Here is a 22368-nt window from a genome sequence, read left to right on the forward strand (position 1 = left end):
TTAGTTGTTTTAAAGACTTCACAGGGATACCTATGTTCAATTAGCACCTAAAAACTCTAATGCATCAAGATTTTAATAAAAAAACAAAAAACCAAGACTGATATTTAATCAATTTTTGGTTTTTATATTTGATTATTATGTAATTAAGCTAAATTCTGAATGCGCCATAAAAACATCAATTAAAAAAGCTGAACAATCATTACAATGCCCAGCCTTCATCTATAGCTATAATCCTCTAGTAACTTGTATCGATTATATTCAACAGAAAAAATTAAAACCTATTTGATGCTAATTTTAGTGGTGAATTTTAAGTTATTATCCGTGCTTATTTGTATGATATAAACTCCTGAAGTTAATTTCTCGCCAATATTTATTTTTTGCATCCCTGAGGTACTCGTTAACTGAGCGGTCCAAACTTTATGACCTAACATATTATAAATAATTAATTGAGCATCAAAAGCATTATTATTTAATGATTTCAAATTAATACTACCATTTGTTGGATTTGGAAAAATTTTAAAAGCCTTCTCTAAATTATTATCAGACACACTTAAAATATCTTCAGCAGTTACAGTCGTTTTCGTTCCGTCGTAGTTAATAGTTATTTTTTTTCCTGTAGCAGGCACAATTTGGCCACTCGTTACCATGGCATTAATATCTGCAGTGTAATTGTAGCCAGGATTAATTAATTCTAAGCTACCTTCATCAACTAAAATTTGAGCATCTGTATGTACTATAAATTCAGGCTTATCTAAACTATTTTGATTAACGATTACAGTTCCTGAATTAAGGTTTAAATCTCCTGTATTTGGTGTTAAAGTTAAAGCCCCCTCTGTACCGGCGGTATCAACATATAAATCACCTACAATTAAACTTTTTCCTGCATTTATAGTCCCTCCATTAACATTAATGGTTCCGTTTGGCCCTATAACAGTTGCCCAATACGCTGAAGATACCCCACCTGTATTAACGTTTAATTCCCCTAGAGGGTAATGATCTCTTGATCCTACTTCAACATGGTAGCCACCTTCAATTGAGCCTCCGTTATTAACATTTACAATACCATCGCCATTTTGTAATACACCTATAAAAATAGCTTGCCAGTTCGCAGGGTCGTTTGCTCTAAAAACACCTCCATCAACATTAATTACCCCTTTACCTTCACGTCCAACCCTAAAGATATTTCTACATGTAAAATTAGCTCCTGAATTTACTGTTACCGTTCCATTCAAAAAGTCATTAAAAAACACATTAAAATCTGCATTTACCGTGAGATTTACACCATCAAGGTTATCAAAAATTCCTGGTTGCCAATCTATAAATGAATTGATAACTGGCGAATTTGAAGTTGAAGAAACCCTTACAACTTTAAACCCATTGTTATCAAATAAAACTCCCCCCGAAGTACTAGTCCAATTTGAAGCTGTATAAAAGTCAGTATTTGTCCCTCCTGTCCAATTATAAGTAGCATCCCCTTGTGCGGTTACGCTAATCGTTAAAAAAAATAAATAAAATAAAAATAATTTTCTTAAAAGTAATGTTGTTCTCATTCTGTTTAGTTTAAAAAAGTTATACAAGTGTACAATTAACATTTGTGAATACATAAAAAATATTCATACAAATGTGTTTTTAACACTTATAATTTTAATAACAACAATATTTAAGACTTTTAATGTACTCTTGAATTATTGAAAAATAGATAAATGAATTACTTAATTTTAAATACTATAAACTAGAGTAATTCAATAAGTAAAGAGGCTGTCAGACAAATCAAATTAAATTGAAATATCAGACAGCCTCTTATCTCATTTATTAAACGTTACTCTTCCTAAGCAGCGTTTTCTTTCTTAATTAAATTTAAAGCAGAACCTTCTTTATACCATGCTATTTGCGCTGCATTATAGGTATGATTTGCTTCAATTATAGCTTTAGAGCCATCGGCATGAACAAACTCTATTGTTAATGGTTTATCCGGAGCGAATTCGTTTAAATCTAAGAAGTTAATAGTATCATCTTCTTGAATTAAATCGTAATCGGATTCGTTTGCGAAGGTTAAGCCTAGCATGCCTTGTTTTTTAAGGTTTGTTTCATGAATTCTAGCAAAAGATTTCACCAAAACAGCCACAACACCTAAGTGACGTGGTTCCATGGCAGCATGCTCACGAGAAGAACCTTCTCCGTAATTATGATCACCAACAACAATAGACTTAACTCCTGCAGCTTTGTATGCTCTAGCCGTATCTGGAACGCCTGCGTAATCGCCAGTTAATTGGTTTTTAACCAAGTTGGTTTGCTTATTAAATGCATTAACAGCACCAATTAAACAGTTATTAGAAATATTATCTAAATGCCCACGGAAACGCAACCAAGGTCCAGCCATAGAAATGTGGTCGGTTGTACATTTTCCAAACGCTTTAATCAATAATTTAGCTCCTGTTATAGAGTCGCCTATAGGCTGGAATGGTTCTAATAATTGCAAACGCTCTGAGGTTTCACTTACACTTACTTGAACATGACTTCCATCTGCTTCTGGCTCCAAGTAACCGTTGTCTTTTACCTCGAAACCTTTAGGTGGTAATTCCCATCCTGTTGGCTCGTCAAACATAACTTCTTCGCCATTTTCATTAATCAATTTATCGGTTATAGGGTTAAAATCTAAACGACCAGAAATGGCTATTGCTGCCGTTAACTCTGGAGATGCTACAAAGGCATGTGTATTAGGGTTTCCATCGGCACGCTTAGCAAAGTTTCTGTTAAAGGAATGTACAATACTATTTTTTGGTGCATTTTTAGGATCGCTGTATCGTGCCCATTGCCCAATACAAGGCCCACAGGCATTGGTGAATATTTTAGCGTCTAGTTTTTCGAAAATGCCAAGAATTCCATCACGATCTGCGGTGTATCGCACTTGTTCTGAACCTGGGTTAATACCTAATTCAGATTTCATTTTCAAGCCTTTATCTAAAGCTTGTTGCGCGATAGAAGAGGCTCTTGATAAGTCTTCATAAGAGGAGTTGGTGCAAGAACCAATTAGCCCCCACTCCACTTTTATTGGCCAATCGTTTGCTTTAGCTTTTTCAGTCATTGCAGCACCTACTTCAGTAGATAAATCTGGTGTAAATGGACCGTTTAATAATGGGCCTAATTTAGATAAGTTGATTTCTATAACTTCATCGAAATACTGCTCTGGATTTGCGTATACTTCGGCATCGCCAGTTAAATATTCTTTAACAGCATTAGCCGCATCAGCAACATCGGCTCTTTCTGTAGCACGTAAATAGCGTTCCATAGATTCATCGTATCCAAAAGTTGACGTTGTTGCGCCAATTTCAGCACCCATATTACAAATGGTACCTTTTCCTGTACAAGACATAGCCGTTGCTCCAGGACCGAAATATTCAACAATAGCACCAGTTCCTCCTTTTACAGTAAGAATTTCGGCTACTTTTAAAATCACATCTTTTGGCGCCGTCCAACCTGATAATTTTCCAGTTAACTTGACACCAATTAATTTAGGAAACTTTAATTCCCAAGCCATACCAGCCATAACATCTACAGCATCGGCACCACCTACTCCAATGGCAACCATGCCTAATCCGCCTGCATTTACGGTATGTGAATCGGTACCAATCATCATTCCTCCAGGGAAAGCATAATTTTCTAAAACTACTTGATGAATAATACCAGCGCCAGGTCTCCAAAACCCGATACCATATTTATTAGAAACAGATTCCAAGAAGTTAAAAACCTCACTACTAACGCTATTGGCGTGTTTTAAATCTTTTGCAGCACCTTCCTTTGCTAAAATTAAGTGATCGCAATGTACCGTTGTTGGTACGGCTACCTTAGCTTTTCCGGCTTGCATAAACTGTAACAAGGCCATTTGTGCTGTTGCATCTTGACAGGCTATTCTGTCTGGCGCAAAATCTACATAATCTTTACCTCTACTAAATGCTTTTGTTGGATTTCCGTCCCAGAGATGAGAATATAAAATCTTTTCTGAAAGCGTTAATGGTTTACCCACAATATCACGTGCTTTATCAACACGCTCAGCGATTTGACTGTAAACCTTCTTAATCATATAAATATCAAATGCCATAGTTTTTTTATTTTTTGTTTAATTCTACTAAGATACAAAATGTAATAGGAGAATAAAAGGGTATCAGAAACATATATAATGAACTCACTTCATTTGGCAAACTAAAATTTAAGCATAAAAAAAGCCTGAGAAAAACCCAGGCTTTTGATTTATAATGATATAATCTGATGATTATACAGCTAACAACTTGCTTGAAGGCTTGAACTTAGTTAAGTTAATGCCTTTTACTGCGGCTTGATACTCTTCTAAACTAGGTGTTCTACCTAAAATAGTTGATAAAACTACCACTGGAGTTGATGATAATAAAGACTCTCCTTTTTTCTCGCCAGAATCTTTTACAACACGCCCTTGGAATAAACGTGTAGATGTAGCCATTACCGTATCTCCTGGTTCTGCTTTTTCCTGGTTACCCATACAAAGGTTACACCCTGGACGCTCTAAATACAACATGTTTTCGTATTTAGTACGCGCAGCAGCTTTAGGAGCGTTATCGTCAAACTCGAAACCTGAGTATCTCTGAAGTACTTCCCAGTCACCTTCTGCTTTTAACTCATCAACAATATTGTAAGTTGGAGGCGCTACTACTAAAGGCGCTTTAAATTCAACTTTACCTTGAAGGGTTTCAATGTTTTTCAACATTTGAGCTAAGATTTGCATATCTCCTTTATGAACCATACATGAACCAATAAACCCTAAGTCTACAGTTTTTGTTCCGCCGTAGTAAGATAATGGTCTGATGGTATCGTGTGTATAACGTTTAGAAACATCAGCATTATTTACATCTGGATCGGCAATCATTGGCTCAACAATTTTATCTAAGTCAACAACCACTTCAGCAAAATATTTCGCGTTAGCATCAGGAGTTAAAGCTGGTTTGTCGCCAGTTTTAATCTCTTCAATACGCTTATTTGCTTTATTGATTAATCCTTGAAGTACAGCAATACTATTGTCCATACCCTTATCGATCATGATTTGGATTCTAGACTTCGCAATTTCTAAAGATTCAATTAAAGTATCATCTTCAGAAATACAGATAGAAGCTTTGGCTTTCATCTCTGCAGTCCAGTCGGTAAATGTAAAGGCTTGATCGGCAGTTAGTGTTCCTAAATGCACCTCAATAATTCTTCCTTGGAAAACATTATCGCCACCAAACTGCGATAACATTTGTTGTTGTGTAGCATGAACCACATCACGGAAATCCATATAAGGTTCCATTTGTCCTTTAAAGGTAACTTTTACAGACTGTGGAATTGGCATTGTAGCTTCACCTGTAGCAAGTGCTAAAGCAACTGTTCCAGAATCGGCACCAAAAGCAACACCTTTAGACATTCTTGTATGTGAATCTCCACCAATTATAATAGCCCAATCATCAATAGTAATATCATTTAAAACCTTATGAATTACATCGGTCATTGGTTTGTATTTGTTTTCAGGATCTCTTGCGGTAATCAATCCGAAATCATTCATAAATTTCATTAATCTAGGAATGTTTGCTTTCGATTTATTATCCCAAACAGAAGCGGTATGACAACCCGATTGGTAAGCACCATCAACAATAGGAGAAATAACTGTAGCAGCCATATTTTCCAATTCTTGAGAGGTCATTAAACCCGTAGTATCTTGAGATCCTACGATATTTACTTCAACACGCACATCAGAACCTGCATGTAAAACTTTACCTGGAGTTGTTCCAACAGCATTTTTGTTGAAGATTTTTTCAACCGCAGTAAGCCCTTGTCCTTCAATTGAAATTTCTTTTGAAGGTGCGTAAACGGGAACCACATCAATACCTAATACTTTTGAAGCAAAAGTTTGAAGTTTTTTACCAAATACAACGGCATAAGATCCACCAGCTTTGATAAACTCTATTTTTTGAGGCGTTAATGATGCAGAAATATCCATTAATTCCTGATCGCCATTATATAATTTTTTCTCTTTTGTATTTACAGTAAGAACGGTTCCTGTAGCTACAGAATACACTTCTTCTAAAACAGGATCGCCTGCAGCATCTCTTATCGTATTCCCTTCTGCATCGGTTTTTTTAACCCAGTTTTTAAGATCGATACCAATACCTCCTGTTACACCTACAGTAGTTAAGAAAATTGGAGAAATACCATTTGTTCCTGCAATAATTGGAGCGATATTAATAAACGGTACATACGGACTCGATTTGATACCTGTCCATAAAGCCACGTTATTTACACCAGACATCCTAGATGAACCTACACCCATGGTGCCTTTTTCAGCAATTAACATCACACGTTTATCTGGATGTTCAGCTTGTAAAGCTTTTAATTCTGCTTGTTGTTCTTTATTGTGTTCGAAAATACATTGTCCGTGTAATTCTCTATCTGAACGTGAGTGTGCATCTCCTCCTGGAGATAATAAATCTGTAGAGATATCACCTACCCCAGCGATAAATGTTACGATTTTAATTTCTTCTTCAATCTCTGGAAGCTTTGTAAAAAACTCAGCTTTAGCATAGCTTTCAATAAGTTCCTTAGCGATAGCATTTCCTGCTTCGTACGCTGCTTTTAAACGATCTGTATCTGCCTCGTATAAAAACACTTGTGTTTTTAAAACTTCAGCAGCTTCTTTTGCTTGTTCAATATTTTCACCTAAAGCAAAATCTAACAAGACCTCAATTGAAGGGCCTCCTTTCATATGCGATAATTGCTCGAAAGCAAATGCAGGCGTAATTTCTTTAACAACTGACTCCCCTAGAATAATTTCTTTTAAAAACTTAGCTTTTACAGCAGCAGCAGCGGTAGTTCCTGGTAAAACATTATAGATAAAAAAGTTTAGAGAATCTTCTCTATATTCATTATCTACATCTTTAATTTGCTGAATGATTTCAGTTAACAATTCAGCCCCATCAATTGGCTTTGGGTGAAGCCCCTGACCTTTGCGTTCTTCGATCTCCTTTAGGTAATCTTTATAAGTGTTCATATAATAAAATTAATTCTTTTTCAATGTTAAAAGTTGGGTTGTAAAGTTGCATACAGCAGAGGGTGTCGTTAATACAAACTTATACAAACCGTTTAAAAAATTAGAAGAAGACAGTGTTCCATACGAAACTAACCACCCTCATTTTTTTTAAGCTCTGCAAAATACAAATTTAAAGCATCTTTTTAATAAGAAATTAAGCAATACAGCTCCTAAGGCTGTCAAATTATTATTGTGGCATAAAAATTTAATTTGATTTAATTTTTATTATAAATTTTCACAAATAATTGATGAATTATCAACAACAGCATCCTAATTTAATTTTTACATTTGTAATTAAAGCCTTTTTTAATGCTGATAATTCTCATTAGTTGGATTTATATATTTTTAACCACTTTAAATTTTGGTTTTTTATTTCGCTACATTTTTAAAATTGAAAAATGTCACGCAAGTATTCATCATATATTAGGACTGTTTTTATACACTATAATTACTTGTATTTTTGCTTTTTTCATTAGAATACATATAGAATTTTACACGGTAATTCTTATTGCCAACCTATTGATTATAGCATTATTCCGTAAAAAAATTAAAAATCATTTTTTTAAGCTAATACTTGCTTATAATAAACTAAATATTGGTTTTAAATGTTTATATGTTTTCATTTTTATTATAACATTAGCACAAAGCGCTACCAAACCTTACTTGTTAGACAATGAGTCTTACTACATTCAAACTATTAAGTGGATAAATAATTATGGATTTGTTAAAGGATTAGCAAATTTACACATGTTCTTTGCTCAAAATTCTGCTTGGCATGTTTTGCAAGCCGGATTTAATTTTCCGTTTATATCAAATCGTCTAAATGATATAAATGGGTTTGTATTCGTTGTTATGGTTTTCTTATTCATTGAAAAACTGAATTCAAAAAAACAAACTTTTCAATCCCTAAATCTAGGACTCACTTTATTGTGTTCTCTTTTCTATTTTCAGTTTATAAATGCGCCATCACCTGACTTAATTATTTTTTTAATAGCGCCATATCTCTTTTATTTATTCGTTAATAAATACAATAACATATCCCGTGATGACTTTAAAATTCTATTATTCTTAACGGTATTTTTATGTTTTGTAAAAGTTACTATTGTTACGCTACTCATTTTACCTTTCACGCTTTTTATAAAGCATTACAAACACTTAAAAAAAGAAATCGGTTTATACAGTTTAATTAGTTTATTATGCTTAATATTATTTATAGGTAAAAACATAATAATCTCGGGGTACCCACTATACCCATTAAAAATATTCAAATCAATAAGTTTAGATTGGAAATTACCAGATAAAATAATCGAGTTTTATAAACTAGGTACCTACTTGGATGCTTTGAACAACGCAGATGTTTCCCAACTAGCCTTTTATGAGAAATTAAAACTATGGATCTCTCTACCTAAACTAGATGGTTTTTTAAACAAAATATTCCTTTTTATATTGTTCGTTTTCCCCTACTTATTATTCAAACTAAAAAACAGAACCCCCTTCATAATTATATATTTAATTACTGCACTACAATTTATACTGTTATGGCATACCTCTCCACAATACCGTTTCTTTTTTATCTTTATAGCTTTTTTAGGAATACAGATCTTTTCTTTTATCATTAAAAAGAGACAGCATAAAATAATTTTGGTGGTTTTTGCAACCGTAATTGGTGCCGTCCCTATTTTTGTCCCAATTAACTTAAATGCTTATACAGATAATAAGTTTGCGATGAAGTTAAATACCTTTAAACTAGAAAATGTTATTCACCCTGAAAGAAAAAGTAAAACAACTACAGAATTTACTAAATATAAAATTGAAAATTTTGAATTTTATTCACCTGGTGTAGATGTTTTTTTCTGGGCTACAGGAGATGGGAATTTGCCTTGTGTTAATCAAAAACAAATAGAATATTTTAAAACCTACTATAAGTATATTCCTGAATTAAGAACAGGAAACCTAAACGATGGATTTCGTTCTAAAAAAATTGAATAATACAAATTAAAAAAACTTATTAAGCAAACAAACTTAAAACAAACTACGGATAATATGTTCTTCTGAAATACCTTCTGCTTCTGCTTTATAGTTTTTAATAATTCGATGTCTTAAAATACCGTAGGCTACGGCTTGCACATCTTCAATATCTGGTGAAAATTTGCCATGAATGGCTGCATGTGTTTTGGCTGCAAGAATTAAATTCTGTGAAGCACGTGGGCCTGCACCCCAATCGATATAAGTTTTCACTAATTCCGGAGCAGCATCGGAAGCTGGTCTTGTTTTCCCAACTAAAGAAACAGCATATTCGATAACATTATCGGCAACAGGAATTCTTCGAATTAAATGCTGAAAATCTACAATTTGTTGCGCCTTAAATAATGGGGTTATCTTAATATTAGAATCAGTTGTAGTAGACTTTACAACTTGAACCTCTTCTTCAAACGACGGGTAACTTAAATTGATAGCAAACATAAAACGGTCTAGCTGTGCTTCAGGTAAGGGATACGTACCTTCTTGCTCGATAGGGTTTTGTGTGGCTAATACAAAATATGGCAAATCTAATTTATAATGATGCCCTGCAACAGTAACCGCTCGTTCTTGCATGGCTTCTAATAAAGCAGCTTGAGTTTTTGGTGGGGTTCTATTAATCTCATCGGCTAAGATTATATTTGAAAAAATAGGGCCTTTTATAAATTTAAAACGACGGTCTTCATCTAAAATCTCAGATCCTAGAATATCGGAAGGCATTAAATCTGGTGTAAACTGAATGCGCTTAAAGTCTAAACCTAAAGCCTGAGCAATCGTATTAACCATTAAGGTTTTAGCTAAACCTGGCACACCTATTAATAAGGCATGACCTCCAGAAAAAATTGAAATTAAAATTTGTGTTACAACCTCATCTTGACCAATAATAACTTTCGCTATTTCGGTTTTTAAATTTTTAAATTGCTTAACAAAGGATTCAATAGCCGCTACGTCTGACATATTTTATTTTTTTAACCAATTTCCAGAGAAATCGCAATCTCTATATTCGCCACTAATTTTAATGTATGTATCTAAAATATGTTCCTCCTGCCAAGCATCAATCGCCTTGATTTTCTTTTCATCAAGAGCTAAATCTTTTATTTTTATATAATCACGACCATAATCAGCTTCATGCTCATCAATTCTATCGGTAATTTTTAAAATTTTAAATTTAACTTTTCCCGTTCTGTCTTCTTCTCTCAAAACCATACTTAACTCGTCGTCTTTTAAGTTCTGAATTTGAGAATACAATTCTGGATCCATACGGGTTAACTCAAAATTATAATCTTGTGTTGTTGGATTTATTAATTGTCCGCCATCAAATTTAGTTTCCTTTTCATCACTCACTTCTCTTGCGGCATCGGCAAAAGTAATGTCGCCATCTATAATACGTTTTCTAACTTTTTCTAAACGGTCTTTGGCTTCAGCAACTGCTTTATCCGATACTTTTGGAATTAAAAGAATGTGGGCCACATCATATTCCTGACCTCTAATTTTTTCTAACATAATAATATGATAGCCAAAATCGGTTTCAAAAGGCTCTGATATTTCACCCTCTTGTAGCGAAAAAGCCACTTGCCTAAACTCTTTAACCATTTTAGGTTTTTTTCTATTAAGCGTATATTTTCCACCCTTACTTGCCGATCCAGGGTCATCGGAATACAACACTGCTTTAGAACGGAAACTTGCTCCGTTTTCTATAATATCTTGTTTAAATCCTTTTAAACGATCGATAATTTTTTGTTTTTCTTCTTCTGAAACCTGTGGTTCTGCTACAATTTGAGCCACTTTAAGTTCGGTACCAAAAACAGGACGTTCTTCTTCAGGAATTTTATTAAAAAAGGTTCTTACTTCTTCAGGAGTTATTTCTACATTTTCAATAATTTGAGCTTGCATTCTTTGTGCCAATTCGTTGGCTTTATTAATCTCAAACATTTCTTCTCTAAAACTTTTTTCGTCTTCTTTATTATAAAACTCTAAAAGCTTTTCCATAGAACCGTTTGTTTGCTGTAAAAATTGTTCGATTTGATAATCGACATTTTTTCTAATTTCAGCATCGGAAACAGGAATACTATCTTGAATAGCGTGGTGCGCATATAATTTACGCTCTAACATTAAGCCAAATAAATTACAATCGTCTACCCCTTCTAAAGAACCGCCAGCGGCTTTAATTTGTTCTCTTTCTTTTTTAATATCCGAATCTAATACAATATAATCACCAACTACTGCAGCAACACCATCAACCTTTTTAGCATTTTGACTCTTGGTTGTATCTACTGCTTTAACAGCTTCTGCGACCTCTTCCTCTTCAATAATCTCCTGAGCAGACATAACACCTACTGAAAGAAGTGTTATGCATAAAACCAAAATGTGTTTCAAATTATTTATAAATTTCAAATTGTTTATTTTTAATGGCATCTTTAGTAATGTCTTTTTCAATATCTTTAATTAATTCCAGCTTGCGTTTGTTAATGACTATTTGATCTATAGTAGGCTTAACATACTCTAACGGCGCTGTGTTGTTGCGTAATAACACATCGTTAATCTGCATCAAATATACTCCTAATGAATCTTTGAGCTGTATAAAATTAGATTTTTTTAACAGTTCATCTTTATTTTCAGGAGTAACCGCTGGTATTTTCTTTATTACCTGACTTAATTTAATCCAGATAGAGTCGTTTAAGGAGTAAGATTTAAACTGAATTGAAATTGAATCCAAGATCCTTTTATCTGAACTTTCATAGCGCTCAAATCGTGTTTTTATATTGCTATAATCGATAATATTTTCATCAACGTGAATGTATCGAAACTTTATAAGCTCTTCGTTTAATTTGAAAACTTCCTTGTTGTTTTCATAATACTTTTCAGCTTCCTCAAGAGTTACCAAAGTATCTATACTGCGTTTCACTAAAGCTTGAATATAGGCTTTTGCGTATAAATCGTTTTTATATTGAACAACAAGCTTATTAAAAGCATCTTGTTTTTTCTGACTTAAATTTAGCATCGCGCCATCAACCAACAACTGCTGCGTTGCCCAACGGTTTATAAAATTATGAACAATTAAAGTACTATCGGCAACCGAAGCATCCTGAGGCACTAAGCCTTCAATATCTTCAGGAAACAAGTAGCTTGTATTTACTCGTGCCACGGCATTACTGTAGTCTTCCGGTTTATTAAAATAATCGCAAGACACGGCCAATACAAGTAATAATATGCTGAATTTTATACGCACTTTTTTTATTTAAGTTGATCTTTTACTTTTTCGAAAACTTCTTGATTGACTGTTACTTCGTATTTATTTCCTAATTCGTCAATCCACTTTTGCTCCTTAATTGTTTGATAATCGTTCACCACTGCACCTTTTGAGTCCTCGAAAGATTTTTGAGAGGCAGGTAAAATATCTTTAACCTGAACCACCACATAACCCCCGTTATGTTTTAGTATTTTAGAAACCCCTTTTTGGAATTGAAAATCTTTAGGCAATCCTTGATGACTTTCGTCCATAATACCTGAAGTAAAAATAACATCAACAGTATCGTTTTTATTGATCTGAGACTTTATAGTTTCTAAATCGGTATTTTGTTTAAGCAATTTAGCTACTTGTTTAAGTGTTTTTTTCTTTGATGAAGATGCAATTACAGCATCAATACGTTCTGGAAACATGTAGCTTTCTTTATGCGAATCATAATGATTTCTAATTGCAATAGAATCTGTTTTAGCTGTATTCCAAATGGTATTTTCCATTAATTCAAACAGTAATAAGCCATCTCGATATTCACTAATAATATTAGCATATTCTGGGTTTTCGCTTTCTAAATGCGCTTCTTGATATTGCATCAAGTTCGTTTTTAGAAACTCTTCATACTTTGAATCCACCAATGTTTCAATTGGCATTTTTTGTCTCGAGCGGTTTTGTGTACTAAGTAAATAATCGGCAAAATCTTTGTATTTAAATTTTGCATCTCCTATTACTACCAAAATGTCATCTGCTTTAAAACCGTTTGGTATTGCCCAACCATTTTTAAAATAAGAATCGTTTAAAATAGATTCAAAATACGCCAAGGCAGGTTGGTTTTTAGTAACCCCGTATTTCTTTTTTAAGTTATCCACTAAGGCTTCATCTATTAACTTAGACCTTGGGTCGCGTTTTACTTTTTCGATTAATTCAGGTTTCATGGTTTCAAAATCGGGCATGAATTTCTTGCCGTTAAGCTTCACAATATGCCAGCCAAATTTCGATTGAAATGGCGTTGAAACATCACCAACATTTTCTAAACTAAACGCAACGTCTTCAAATTCTGGAACACTTAATTGCCCTCTACTTAATGACGGTAACGCTCCACCTTTTGCTGCTGAATTTTTATCTTCTGAAAATTGCTTAGCTAAATCCTCAAAAGCTTCACCTTGATTTAATTTCTTATATATTTCATTAATTCTTTGTTCTGCCTTTTGAGCGATAGAATCGGTGTCGTTAGGCTTGGTTAGAATCATAATATGTGCCACTTCACGCTCTCCTTCCGATTTACGCTTATCGTTAACCTTCACAATATGATAACCAAACGACGATCTAAACGGCATAGAAATCTCACCTACTTTTGTATTATATGCAGCGCTTTCAAACTCGTAAACCATTTTAAATCCAGAGAAATAACCTAATTTTTCGCCGTAAATGGTTTTTCCGTTGTGTACTTCGCTTCTAACCTTTTCAAAACCTTCAGACAATGCTCTATCACGTATTTTTAAAATTTCGTTATAAGCAGCTAGTGTGTCTTGTGGTAGGGCGTTTGCAGAAAGTTTTACAAGAATATGATCGGCATTTACATCATAAGACAAACGTTCGTAGGCCTCTTCAACTAAAGCTTCGGTAACCTTAGATTCTGAAATATAATTTTGAGCCAGTTGTTTTTTGTAGCTTTCTAATTCCTTTTGATAAGCCTGTTTTTCATGAAAGCCTAAACTTCTAGCTTCTTGAATTTTTAACTTATAACTGGTGAATAATTTTAAGTATTCGTCAACATTTTTTTGAGATTCATCTTGAACTAAGTCTAAATTCTTTTGATATACACGAATAAATTCTGAAGCATACACAGACTCGTCGCCAACTGTAAATAGCACCTCTTCTTCAACAGTTTGTGCCTGAACAATAAGAACAAACAATACTGAAAGTAGTGTGAAAAAATGTTTCAATTTCATAGGGTCAAAATATTTTAAATAGTTACAAAAATAGTAATATAAACGTAGATAACAAGTTGTTTTATCAACGATTAAAAACGGCTAATATTTCAATCTTACTTTTATAATTTTCAACATGAAAATTATGTATTTTTACAATCCATTTAAGACAACAATGCATGCGAAAACTTAAACTAATTTGGGACTTTCACGGGCCAAATGCGACTAAAACAGCCGAACACCATAACATCCATTTAAAAGAATATATTAAAATAGAAAATCTGGATGCAAACATTACAGGTTTTACCACATTAAGTGACATGCACGCTATTGCATTTTTAGTTGTAAATGAAAGTGATATGAGACCTGTTCGAGATGCTTTAAAACCACATCGAGGTCAAGTTTTTTCTGAAGAATAAAGTGTAGAATCTTAATAAACGGAAATGGGTAGTCACTTTTAATCTATTTTCATTTGCTTCAAAAAAACACCCCTATAATCCCCTAAAGGGGATATTCCTTACCAAGGATCTTTAGAATTAGTACATTATTTTAAACTACCATTATAACTTTTTTCATGAATTTGAATTGAGAATATACAGTTATCTCTTGGTAATTATTTTAAGCTAGGATACCTCTAGATGACAAAAACTTCACTACTAAAACAACCTCTATTTAGGAAACCGCTGTTTTATATCTCGAATAATAGATTCCAAGCCGTTTAACTTTAGTTCGTAAACCTGTTCTAACATAGTACCTAGTTTCCCTTTTGGAAATCCTTTATTGTGGTACCACACAATATAATACTCTGGCAAATCAATTAAATAGCGGTCTTTATACTTGCCAAAAGGCATTTTTGTATGTGCTAAATCTATTAGGAATTGTTTATCTGGGAGCATATTTTTATGGAAGTACGGCCTGTTAGGCTCAAATAAAAAGACTATCTAAAAAGTATATTTAATATCATATTGTGTTTGTCGAAATACTACCAACTACTAATCAATATTAGTTTCGAAAAACTCAATATGACAAATCAAATGTAACTGACTTTTCAGATAGTCTCCTGTTTATAAAGTTACAAGTTAATCTTCAGCATTAACTATTCTTAAGTTTTCATGCTTTACTAAGTAAGCAGTATCGTTATAATACCCCCCTTGGCGCTCCTTTTTATAAGCAAATTTATTCTCAACATATTCTGTTAAAAGTGGTTGACTTGCTGAACTGTATAAATCTTTAGAAGACACTAAACGTAAAACAACATCCATCGTTAAATCGAAACCTTTTACAGCACGTTTGTTTGGAATGGTTTTGTATTGCTTGTTATATGCGCTTACAAATGAATTCTTTTCGTTTTCATCATATTCTTTTGAACCTGTCGCAAAATGAAATTGAAGTTTAGATAAATGATTATTGTTAATTTGATCGCCTTCGAATGCTGAGTTTATATTAGTGGTAACCAAAGTAATATTAACAGCTTCTTGCTCTAATTCTTTGTCTGCTTTTTTAATTAAAGACGCCAAAATACTTGTAACATTAGAAGCAAAACCTTCGTTTTTAGTTTCTAAAAACACCACATTTTTTCCTGGTTTTAACTTTTTTTCTATGTCTTCTCTTGTTACAAAAAACTCATCTTCTCCTTTTTTATTAAGTCTAGATTGGACATGTTGTGCGCCAACAAACTCTTGTCTTATTGAATTTGCAATGGCACTTGTTTTAGAATCCGATACAATTAATACATTATTTACCGTATCTGATTTTACAAAATTTATAACTTTCTTCTTTAATAATTCATCTGAAGGTCTAGACTGAAACACATTATCACGTAGCTTCAAATTTAAGCCAATTGGAGATACTACTGGAATATGATTAGAATTTAATTCGGAAGCTGCTTTAGTAAAACACATAGATGTTAGCGGACCAATAACAGCATCGACATCATCAAAATTATTATCATTAATTATTTTGGAAACTTCACTTACTGTGTTTTTAGTATCGTAAACATCGACTTTTAGAGATATGCCTAATTTTTTCAAGGAATCGATAGCTACTAAAACGCCTGTGTAAAAATCCAATGACGCATTTAAATACGGATCACTGTTTATCGCTTTTTTGGACTCGTCAACAGTATTAAAATCGACACGATTTAAACGAAAAGGCAACATAATCGCAATACGCTTTGAACTAAAATCTACAATACTATCTGTTAAATTTACTTTTTCAATAGTCGAACCTCCGGTAATTGGAGCGATTTCTTCTGAAAACGGAATCTTTAGAATCATTCCTGATTTTAAACCTGTTTCGGCCACCTCTGGATTAAGTGCTTCAATTTCAGACTGCTCTAAACCTAACTTTATTTTCAACCTATAAAAGCCTTCTTTAGGTAATACTTTATAGTAGCTATATTTATCATCAACCACTTTCTCTTCAGTATCATCCAGATTTGGAACTTTTAAAATCTGACCTTCCTTTAAAACATCACCCATATCTGGGTTTAAGGCTTCCAACTCTTTTAAAGTGATTCCAAATTTATAAGCCACACGCCATTTGCCTTCTTTTGGCAAAACCGTATATAATTTTGTTGGTTTCTCTTCCTCAATAACTTCTGTAACTTTATAAACTGGAATTTGAAGTTTATCGCCTTTTCGTAAAGGTTCTGCGTACAAAAAGGTATTGTGTTTTTTAAGTTCGCTTTCGGTTACATTGTACTCTTTTGTTAAACTGTAAAGCGTTTCCTTACGTTTAACTCGGTGCGATTTAAAACCTTGAAGTTCTTTTGTAACTGTAATATTAGGTTTATCGGCTTTAGAAATTGGAATAATTAAAACAGTATTAGGTTTTAATTCCTTTTTAGCATCTGGGTTTAACTTATAAATTTCGGTTGGAGTTACATAGTATTTTGCTGCAATGCCTTCAATCGTTTCTCCTTTTTTTACGTTATGTGTGCTAAAATTTTGAGCTTTAACAGATATAAAGCTAAAAACAAAAACCAGTACTAAAAATATTCTATTCATAAATTTGTTATAATCTTCTGAGATAAATATAATAAAACGTCATTAACTTGAACGCCTAAACTTCATTTTAAAAAAAGGATGCTATAAACATCCTTCTTTTTTAAAACATATATTGTGCCACAAAACGGTATAAAAATTCTTTTATTAAAATGAAAATTTCTCGTTTTATAGACCTTTTACTATTCCCACTCGATAGTTGCAGGCGGTTTAGAACTAATGTCGTAAACTACTCTATTAACGCCTTTAACTTTATTTATTATGTCGTTTGATGTTTTTTGTAAGAATTCGTATGGTAAATTTACCCAATCGGCAGTCATACCATCGGTGCTTTCTACTGCACGAAGCGCTACACATTTTTCGTATGTACGCTCGTCGCCCATAACACCAACACTATTTACAGGCAGTAACATAGCGCCCGCTTGCCAAACTTTATCGTATAAGCCCCATTCTTTAAGTCCGTTGATAAAAATAGCATCAACTTCTTGAAGAATACGTACTTTTTCGGCAGTAATATCGCCTAAAATACGAATTCCCAAACCTGGACCAGGAAAAGGATGACGCCCTAATAACTCAGGATCGATACCTAAAGTAGCTCCAACACGTCTTACCTCATCTTTAAAAATAGCTCTTAAAGGCTCTACGATTTTAAGTTTCATAAAATCGGGTAATCCACCAACATTATGGTGACTTTTAATGGTTGCTGAAGGGCCTCCGGTTGCCGAAACACTTTCAATAACATCTGGATAAATTGTGCCTTGCGCTAAAAATTTTACATCGGTTAATTTATGGGCTTCATCATCAAAAACTTCAATAAAAGCATTACCAATGGCTTTACGTTTTAGCTCAGGATCTTCAAGTCCTGCTAAAGCTGCAAGAAAACGATCGGAAGCATCAACGCCTTTTACGTTAAGTCCCATCCCTTCATATTGCTTTAAAACGCTTTCGAATTCGTTTTTACGAAGCAAGCCATTATTTACGAAAATACAGTATAAGTTTTTGCCAATAGCTTTATTTAAAAGCACTGCGGCAACTGTAGAATCTACACCTCCTGAAAGTCCTAAAACTACTTTTTCATTTCCAACTTTTGCTTGAATGGCTTCAACGGTTTCTTCAACAAAAGAATCTGGTGTCCAATCTTGTTTCAGTCCAGCAATATGAACTAAAAAGTTTTCTAGCAATTGTTTGCCATCTGTTGAGTGATATACCTCTGGATGAAATTGAATAGCATAAGTTGTTTCTCCTTCAATTTTATAAGCCGCATTTTTCACATCATGTGTACTAGCTAATAAAACCCCGTTTGAAGGTAGTTTTTTTATAGTATCTGAATGGCTCATCCAAACTTGGCTGCCTTCATTAATATTTTCAAAAAACGCTTCACCAGATTCAATAAACGATAAATTAGCACGACCATACTCTCTGGTGTTTGATGGTGCTACTTCGCCGCCTGAAAAATGAGCTAAATACTGCGCACCGTAACAAACGGCAAGCATAGGTTTTACCCCTCTAATCGCAGATAATTCTGGATGTAAAGCATCTTCTCCTCTTACAGAATTAGGGCTCCCAGAAAGAATAACAGCTTTGTATTCATCTAGGTTGGTTGGAATTTTGTTAAATGGATGTATTTCGGAGTAAATGTTGAGTTCTCTAACTCTACGGGCAATAAGTTGTGTGTATTGCGATCCGAAGTCTAATATAAGTACCTTATCATGTTGCATGCGCAAAAATAGGAATTGATTTTTTATTGACGAATTACCTGTCCAGTTTTTTATATTTTTTTAGACCATTGTCTCTAAAATCATCTGAATATCGTTTTCAGTAGTATCTGGATTGATGAAACAAAAACGTGAAACGGTTTCAAAAGTATCGCCAGATTTCCACTTGGTTGGCGTTACTAACGCGAAACCAGATTCATGATTCTCGTATGTCCAATGCGTATAATCTTCAGGTTTCCAACCAATTCTTCTATATAAAACACAAGATAAACTAGGTTCTCTAACCAATTCAACATGTGGCATCGATTCGATTAATCTACCTGCTATTTGTGCCAATTCAATACCACGTTCAACCGCTTGTTTATAACGGTCGGTACCGTGTGTGGCTAACGAAAACCATAGAGGTAAGCCTCTTACACGACGTGTTAATTGGATTTGGTAATCGGTTGGATTAAAACCATGCGCCCCTTCATCTTTAAAAATATCTAAATAGGAGCCTTGTTGAGAATGGGCTTGCTTTGCTAATTCTGGATTTTTATAAATAACTGCTCCACAATCGTAAGGCGAGAACATCCATTTATGTGGATCGATGGTAATGCTATCGGCTTTATCGATACCATTAAACAAATGTCTCACAGAATCGGCCATTAAGGCACCTCCACCATAAGCAGCATCGACGTGAAACCATAAATTTTCCTTTTCACAAATTTGCGCTATACCTTCTAAATCGTCTACAATCCCTGCATTGGTAGTTCCTCCTGTTCCTACTACCGCGAATAAACGTTGTTTTTCTTCTGCTGATAAAGCATCTATAGTATCTTGAAGCGCTTCCTTTTCTAAACGATTTTCGGTATCAACTAAAACCACATCAATATCGGCTACTTTAGCCATGGCTTTTATTGAAGAATGCGCGCCAATGGAAGTAATAATTAGGCCTTTTTCTAATTTATGTACGGCATTCGAACTGCGCCAATTTTCACGAGCTGCAACTATAGCTGATAGGTTTGCTGCGGTTCCACCACTAGTAAACACCCCAAAAGCACCTTCTGGCAATCCTGTTAAAGACACCATCCATCGCATGGCTTCATTCTCGCAAAAAATACCTCCAGCACCTTCCATCCAATATGCTCCATGAATGCTTGATGCCGCAGTTACCAAATCGAACATAATGGCTGCGCGTGTTGGCGATGCCGGTACAAATGCTAAATTTCTTGGGTGATCTACAGGCACATTTACCTTAGCCAAATGCTTTCGCCACAAATTAAAAGCGTACTCGCCACCAATACCTTTTTCGGTAACGGTTTCCCCTACCAAGGCTTTTAATTCTTCTTCTTTTTTGGGTTTTCCAATTTTTGTTGTGGTTGAAGAGACTCTATCGATAACATATTTCATGGTATCCATGGTCATTTCAACTAAATCAAAATCAATTTTATGCATTAGAATTATTTTAGTGTCTGTTATAAAATTAGCATTATCTGAAAAAAATCAGGGTTTTATATAGCATTTACAGCCTCGACTATTTTTATAAAGTCAGGACTAAAAATTCATCATTTAATGGATCTAAACTTTCTATTAAACTAGGAATAAGTGTTTCGCCATATTCCATATAAAACTGCGAAAAATTCGTGTTTCGCTCTTGCAAACTCTGGTTTGGAAACAATTCATTTTGAATATCCGTCATGCGTAAAACGTGGTCGGACAACTTTCGTTTTTGAGCTTTTAACAAACGTTTTTCTAAATGCTCTAAACCTTTTAATTGTTTTATTTCTTGAGATTTTACTGCTCCTAAAAACGATTTATCAGTTTGATTGGCCAAGTCGTAAAGCGCTAAAAACTGTGTTTTTAAGTGTTTTTTCTGTTCTGAAAAATCGATATCTATATTCGAAATTTCTCTAACTTTTTTATTAATGAAGGTGTTTCGCTTTAAAAATAAATCTTCAGTAGAAACCTCTAACTTTTCTAATTTTTTATGCTGATTTTCAGTTTGAATTAAAACCGAATTGCGTAGTAATAGCATTGGAAAAGGGACTTCAACCGCATCAAAAAACGATTTTAACTGAAACCAATACGCCAATTCACCACCGCCACCTATATAACATAAGTTTGGCAAAATAACTTCTTGATACAAGGGACGCATAATCACATTAGGTGAAAACCGTTCTGGGTTTACATGAAGCTCTTTCAATAATTCGCTTTTGTTCCATGTGATTTCTGAGTTTAAAACTTTATATAAATCATCTTCAAAAACAATACGTTCGCGTAAGTTTTTAACAATGTAAAACAGGTTAATCTCTCGTGGATTTACTTGAATTTTATATCCTTCGGAAACCTTACTCAATGCGTCACTAGTTTTTTGAACGGCATTAAACGCCACTTGATTTAGCAGTTCGCTCTCCATATATGGCACAAACTGTTTTTTGAGTGCTGCAGCATTAGCGTCAACAATCACCAAGCCATGTTCTTGAAATAAAGTATTGGCTAAAAAACGAGTCGCATCAGCTAAATTATCATGTTTTAAATAGGCATCTTCAAACCATTTTTTTACAATTTTAGCATTGGTACTTTGCCCAAGTTCTTCAGAAAAAACCTGAAAAATAGCTTCTAAACCTTCAGTAGATAATTCGCCAACAGCTCCAGATGCTTCTCTATTCCAACGGACTTTCTTTCCATTGAAATTGAAATAATTAATTTCTTCAAAATCATGATCTTCTGTAGCCATCCAATAAACAGGCACAAAATTACATTTGGGATACTTTATTTTAAGTGCTTTTGAAAGGTTGATGGCCGAAACAATTTTATATAAAAAATATAAAGGTCCGGTAAATAAATTAAGCTGATGTCCCGTGGTTATTGTGAACGTGTTTTCAGAATTTAATAATTCAATATGACTTTTTGTTAATTCGGAAGTTTCAAAACCCTCATATTGTTGCTTTAAAGCCGAAACCAAAGTGGTTCTAGAAGCGTCTTCAAAAGATTTGCTTTTTTCATCGATTTGTGCCTGAAAATTTTCCAAATTAGGAAATCGATTATAAAAAGGTTTTAACTCGTGATTTTCATCTAAATAATCACAAATTAACGACGAAAAATAGCCTGTTTTATTAAAAGGAAGGGTTTTATGCTGCATATTCCACTTAAAAATCATGTAAATATACTGTTATTCTATTTCAGGAAATCTAAAAATTAAGTTAAGAAATCCTTCTTGCAAGTAAGGTCTTGATGATACCCAGATAGCAACTAATGAAAAGCCTTACAAATAATCATAAAACCGCTTTAAAACATCAATCAAAACAACTGATTAATAGGTTTTTACACTACAATTTCGTATATTAATGACGCTGTTTGAAAAGTAAATATTTAAAATTGAATTAATCAA

At 33.7% G+C, this 22368-nt stretch carries 14 protein-coding genes; 2 read left to right on the top strand and 12 right to left on the bottom strand.

Annotated features, from left to right (window positions below):
- Positions 1–278: 278 nt before the first annotated feature.
- The 3 genes from H6X70_RS11950 to H6X70_RS11960 all read right to left on the bottom strand — a co-directional run bounded on the left by H6X70_RS11950 (position 279) and on the right by H6X70_RS11960 (position 7048).
- Positions 279–1550 (bottom strand): T9SS type A sorting domain-containing protein, encoded by a 1272-nt coding sequence (locus tag H6X70_RS11950; protein ID WP_194767926.1) that lies wholly within the window; start codon positions 1548–1550, stop codon positions 279–281.
- A gap of 278 nt (positions 1551–1828) precedes the next feature.
- Positions 1829–4099, bottom strand: a complete 2271-nt coding sequence (locus H6X70_RS11955; RefSeq protein WP_194767927.1) for an aconitate hydratase — start codon at positions 4097–4099, stop codon at positions 1829–1831.
- A gap of 171 nt (positions 4100–4270) precedes the next feature.
- Complete coding sequence (locus H6X70_RS11960) at positions 4271–7048, bottom strand: bifunctional aconitate hydratase 2/2-methylisocitrate dehydratase (RefSeq protein WP_194767928.1); 2778 nt, start codon at positions 7046–7048, stop codon at positions 4271–4273.
- A 348-nt stretch (positions 7049–7396) separates the two neighbouring features.
- On the opposite strand from H6X70_RS11960, the gene H6X70_RS11965 reads away from it, so the two are divergent.
- Positions 7397–9076: an LIC_10190 family membrane protein gene (locus tag H6X70_RS11965; protein WP_410529880.1), complete on the top strand. Its 1680-nt coding sequence runs from the start codon at positions 7397–7399 to the stop codon at positions 9074–9076.
- A 33-nt stretch (positions 9077–9109) separates the two neighbouring features.
- On the opposite strand, the gene H6X70_RS11970 is transcribed toward H6X70_RS11965, so the two are convergent.
- From H6X70_RS11970 to H6X70_RS11985, 4 genes are read right to left on the bottom strand one after another with little or no spacing between them, the layout of a single operon-like run.
- Positions 9110–10063, bottom strand: a complete 954-nt coding sequence (locus tag H6X70_RS11970; RefSeq protein WP_194767930.1) for an AAA family ATPase — start codon at positions 10061–10063, stop codon at positions 9110–9112.
- Between the two features lie 3 nt (positions 10064–10066).
- Entirely contained in the window at positions 10067–11521 is a 1455-nt protein-coding gene (locus H6X70_RS11975) for a peptidylprolyl isomerase (protein WP_194767931.1), read from the bottom strand.
- Entirely contained in the window at positions 11484–12335 is an 852-nt protein-coding gene (locus H6X70_RS11980) for a peptidyl-prolyl cis-trans isomerase (RefSeq protein WP_194767932.1), read from the bottom strand. Before H6X70_RS11980 ends, H6X70_RS11975 begins: the two co-directional genes overlap by 38 nt.
- Before the next feature lie 5 nt (positions 12336–12340).
- A complete protein-coding gene (locus H6X70_RS11985) occupies positions 12341–14296 on the bottom strand; it encodes a peptidylprolyl isomerase (protein ID WP_194767933.1) in 1956 nt (651 codons plus the stop codon).
- Positions 14297–14454: 158 nt separating this feature from the next.
- On the opposite strand from H6X70_RS11985, the gene H6X70_RS11990 reads away from it, so the two are divergent.
- Positions 14455–14694: a hypothetical protein gene (locus H6X70_RS11990; protein ID WP_194767934.1), complete on the top strand. Its 240-nt coding sequence runs from the start codon at positions 14455–14457 to the stop codon at positions 14692–14694.
- 249 nt (positions 14695–14943) lie between these two features.
- Here H6X70_RS11990 and H6X70_RS11995 read toward each other — a convergent pair whose 3' ends face one another.
- The 5 genes from H6X70_RS11995 to bshC all read right to left on the bottom strand — a co-directional run bounded on the left by H6X70_RS11995 (position 14944) and on the right by bshC (position 22119).
- Entirely contained in the window at positions 14944–15171 is a 228-nt protein-coding gene (locus tag H6X70_RS11995) for a DUF3820 family protein (protein WP_194767935.1), read from the bottom strand.
- Positions 15172–15354: 183 nt separating this feature from the next.
- Positions 15355–17283 carry a LysM peptidoglycan-binding domain-containing protein gene (locus H6X70_RS12000; protein WP_194767936.1) on the bottom strand — a complete coding sequence of 643 codons (1929 nt, stop codon included), beginning with the start codon at positions 17281–17283 and terminating at the stop codon, positions 15355–15357.
- A gap of 179 nt (positions 17284–17462) precedes the next feature.
- Positions 17463–18998, bottom strand: a complete 1536-nt coding sequence (guaA, locus tag H6X70_RS12005) for a glutamine-hydrolyzing GMP synthase (RefSeq protein ID WP_194767937.1) — start codon at positions 18996–18998, stop codon at positions 17463–17465.
- A gap of 60 nt (positions 18999–19058) precedes the next feature.
- The gene (locus H6X70_RS12010; RefSeq protein WP_194767938.1) at positions 19059–20432 is read right to left on the bottom strand and encodes a pyridoxal phosphate-dependent decarboxylase family protein; all 1374 of its coding nucleotides are present in this window, start codon (positions 20430–20432) and stop codon (positions 19059–19061) included.
- A gap of 85 nt (positions 20433–20517) precedes the next feature.
- Positions 20518–22119: a bacillithiol biosynthesis cysteine-adding enzyme BshC gene (gene bshC / locus H6X70_RS12015; protein ID WP_194768077.1), complete on the bottom strand. Its 1602-nt coding sequence runs from the start codon at positions 22117–22119 to the stop codon at positions 20518–20520.
- Positions 22120–22368 lie beyond the last annotated feature (249 nt).

Source organism: Tamlana sp. I1 (genome assembly GCF_015355625.1).
GTDB lineage: Bacteria > Bacteroidota > Bacteroidia > Flavobacteriales > Flavobacteriaceae > Pseudotamlana.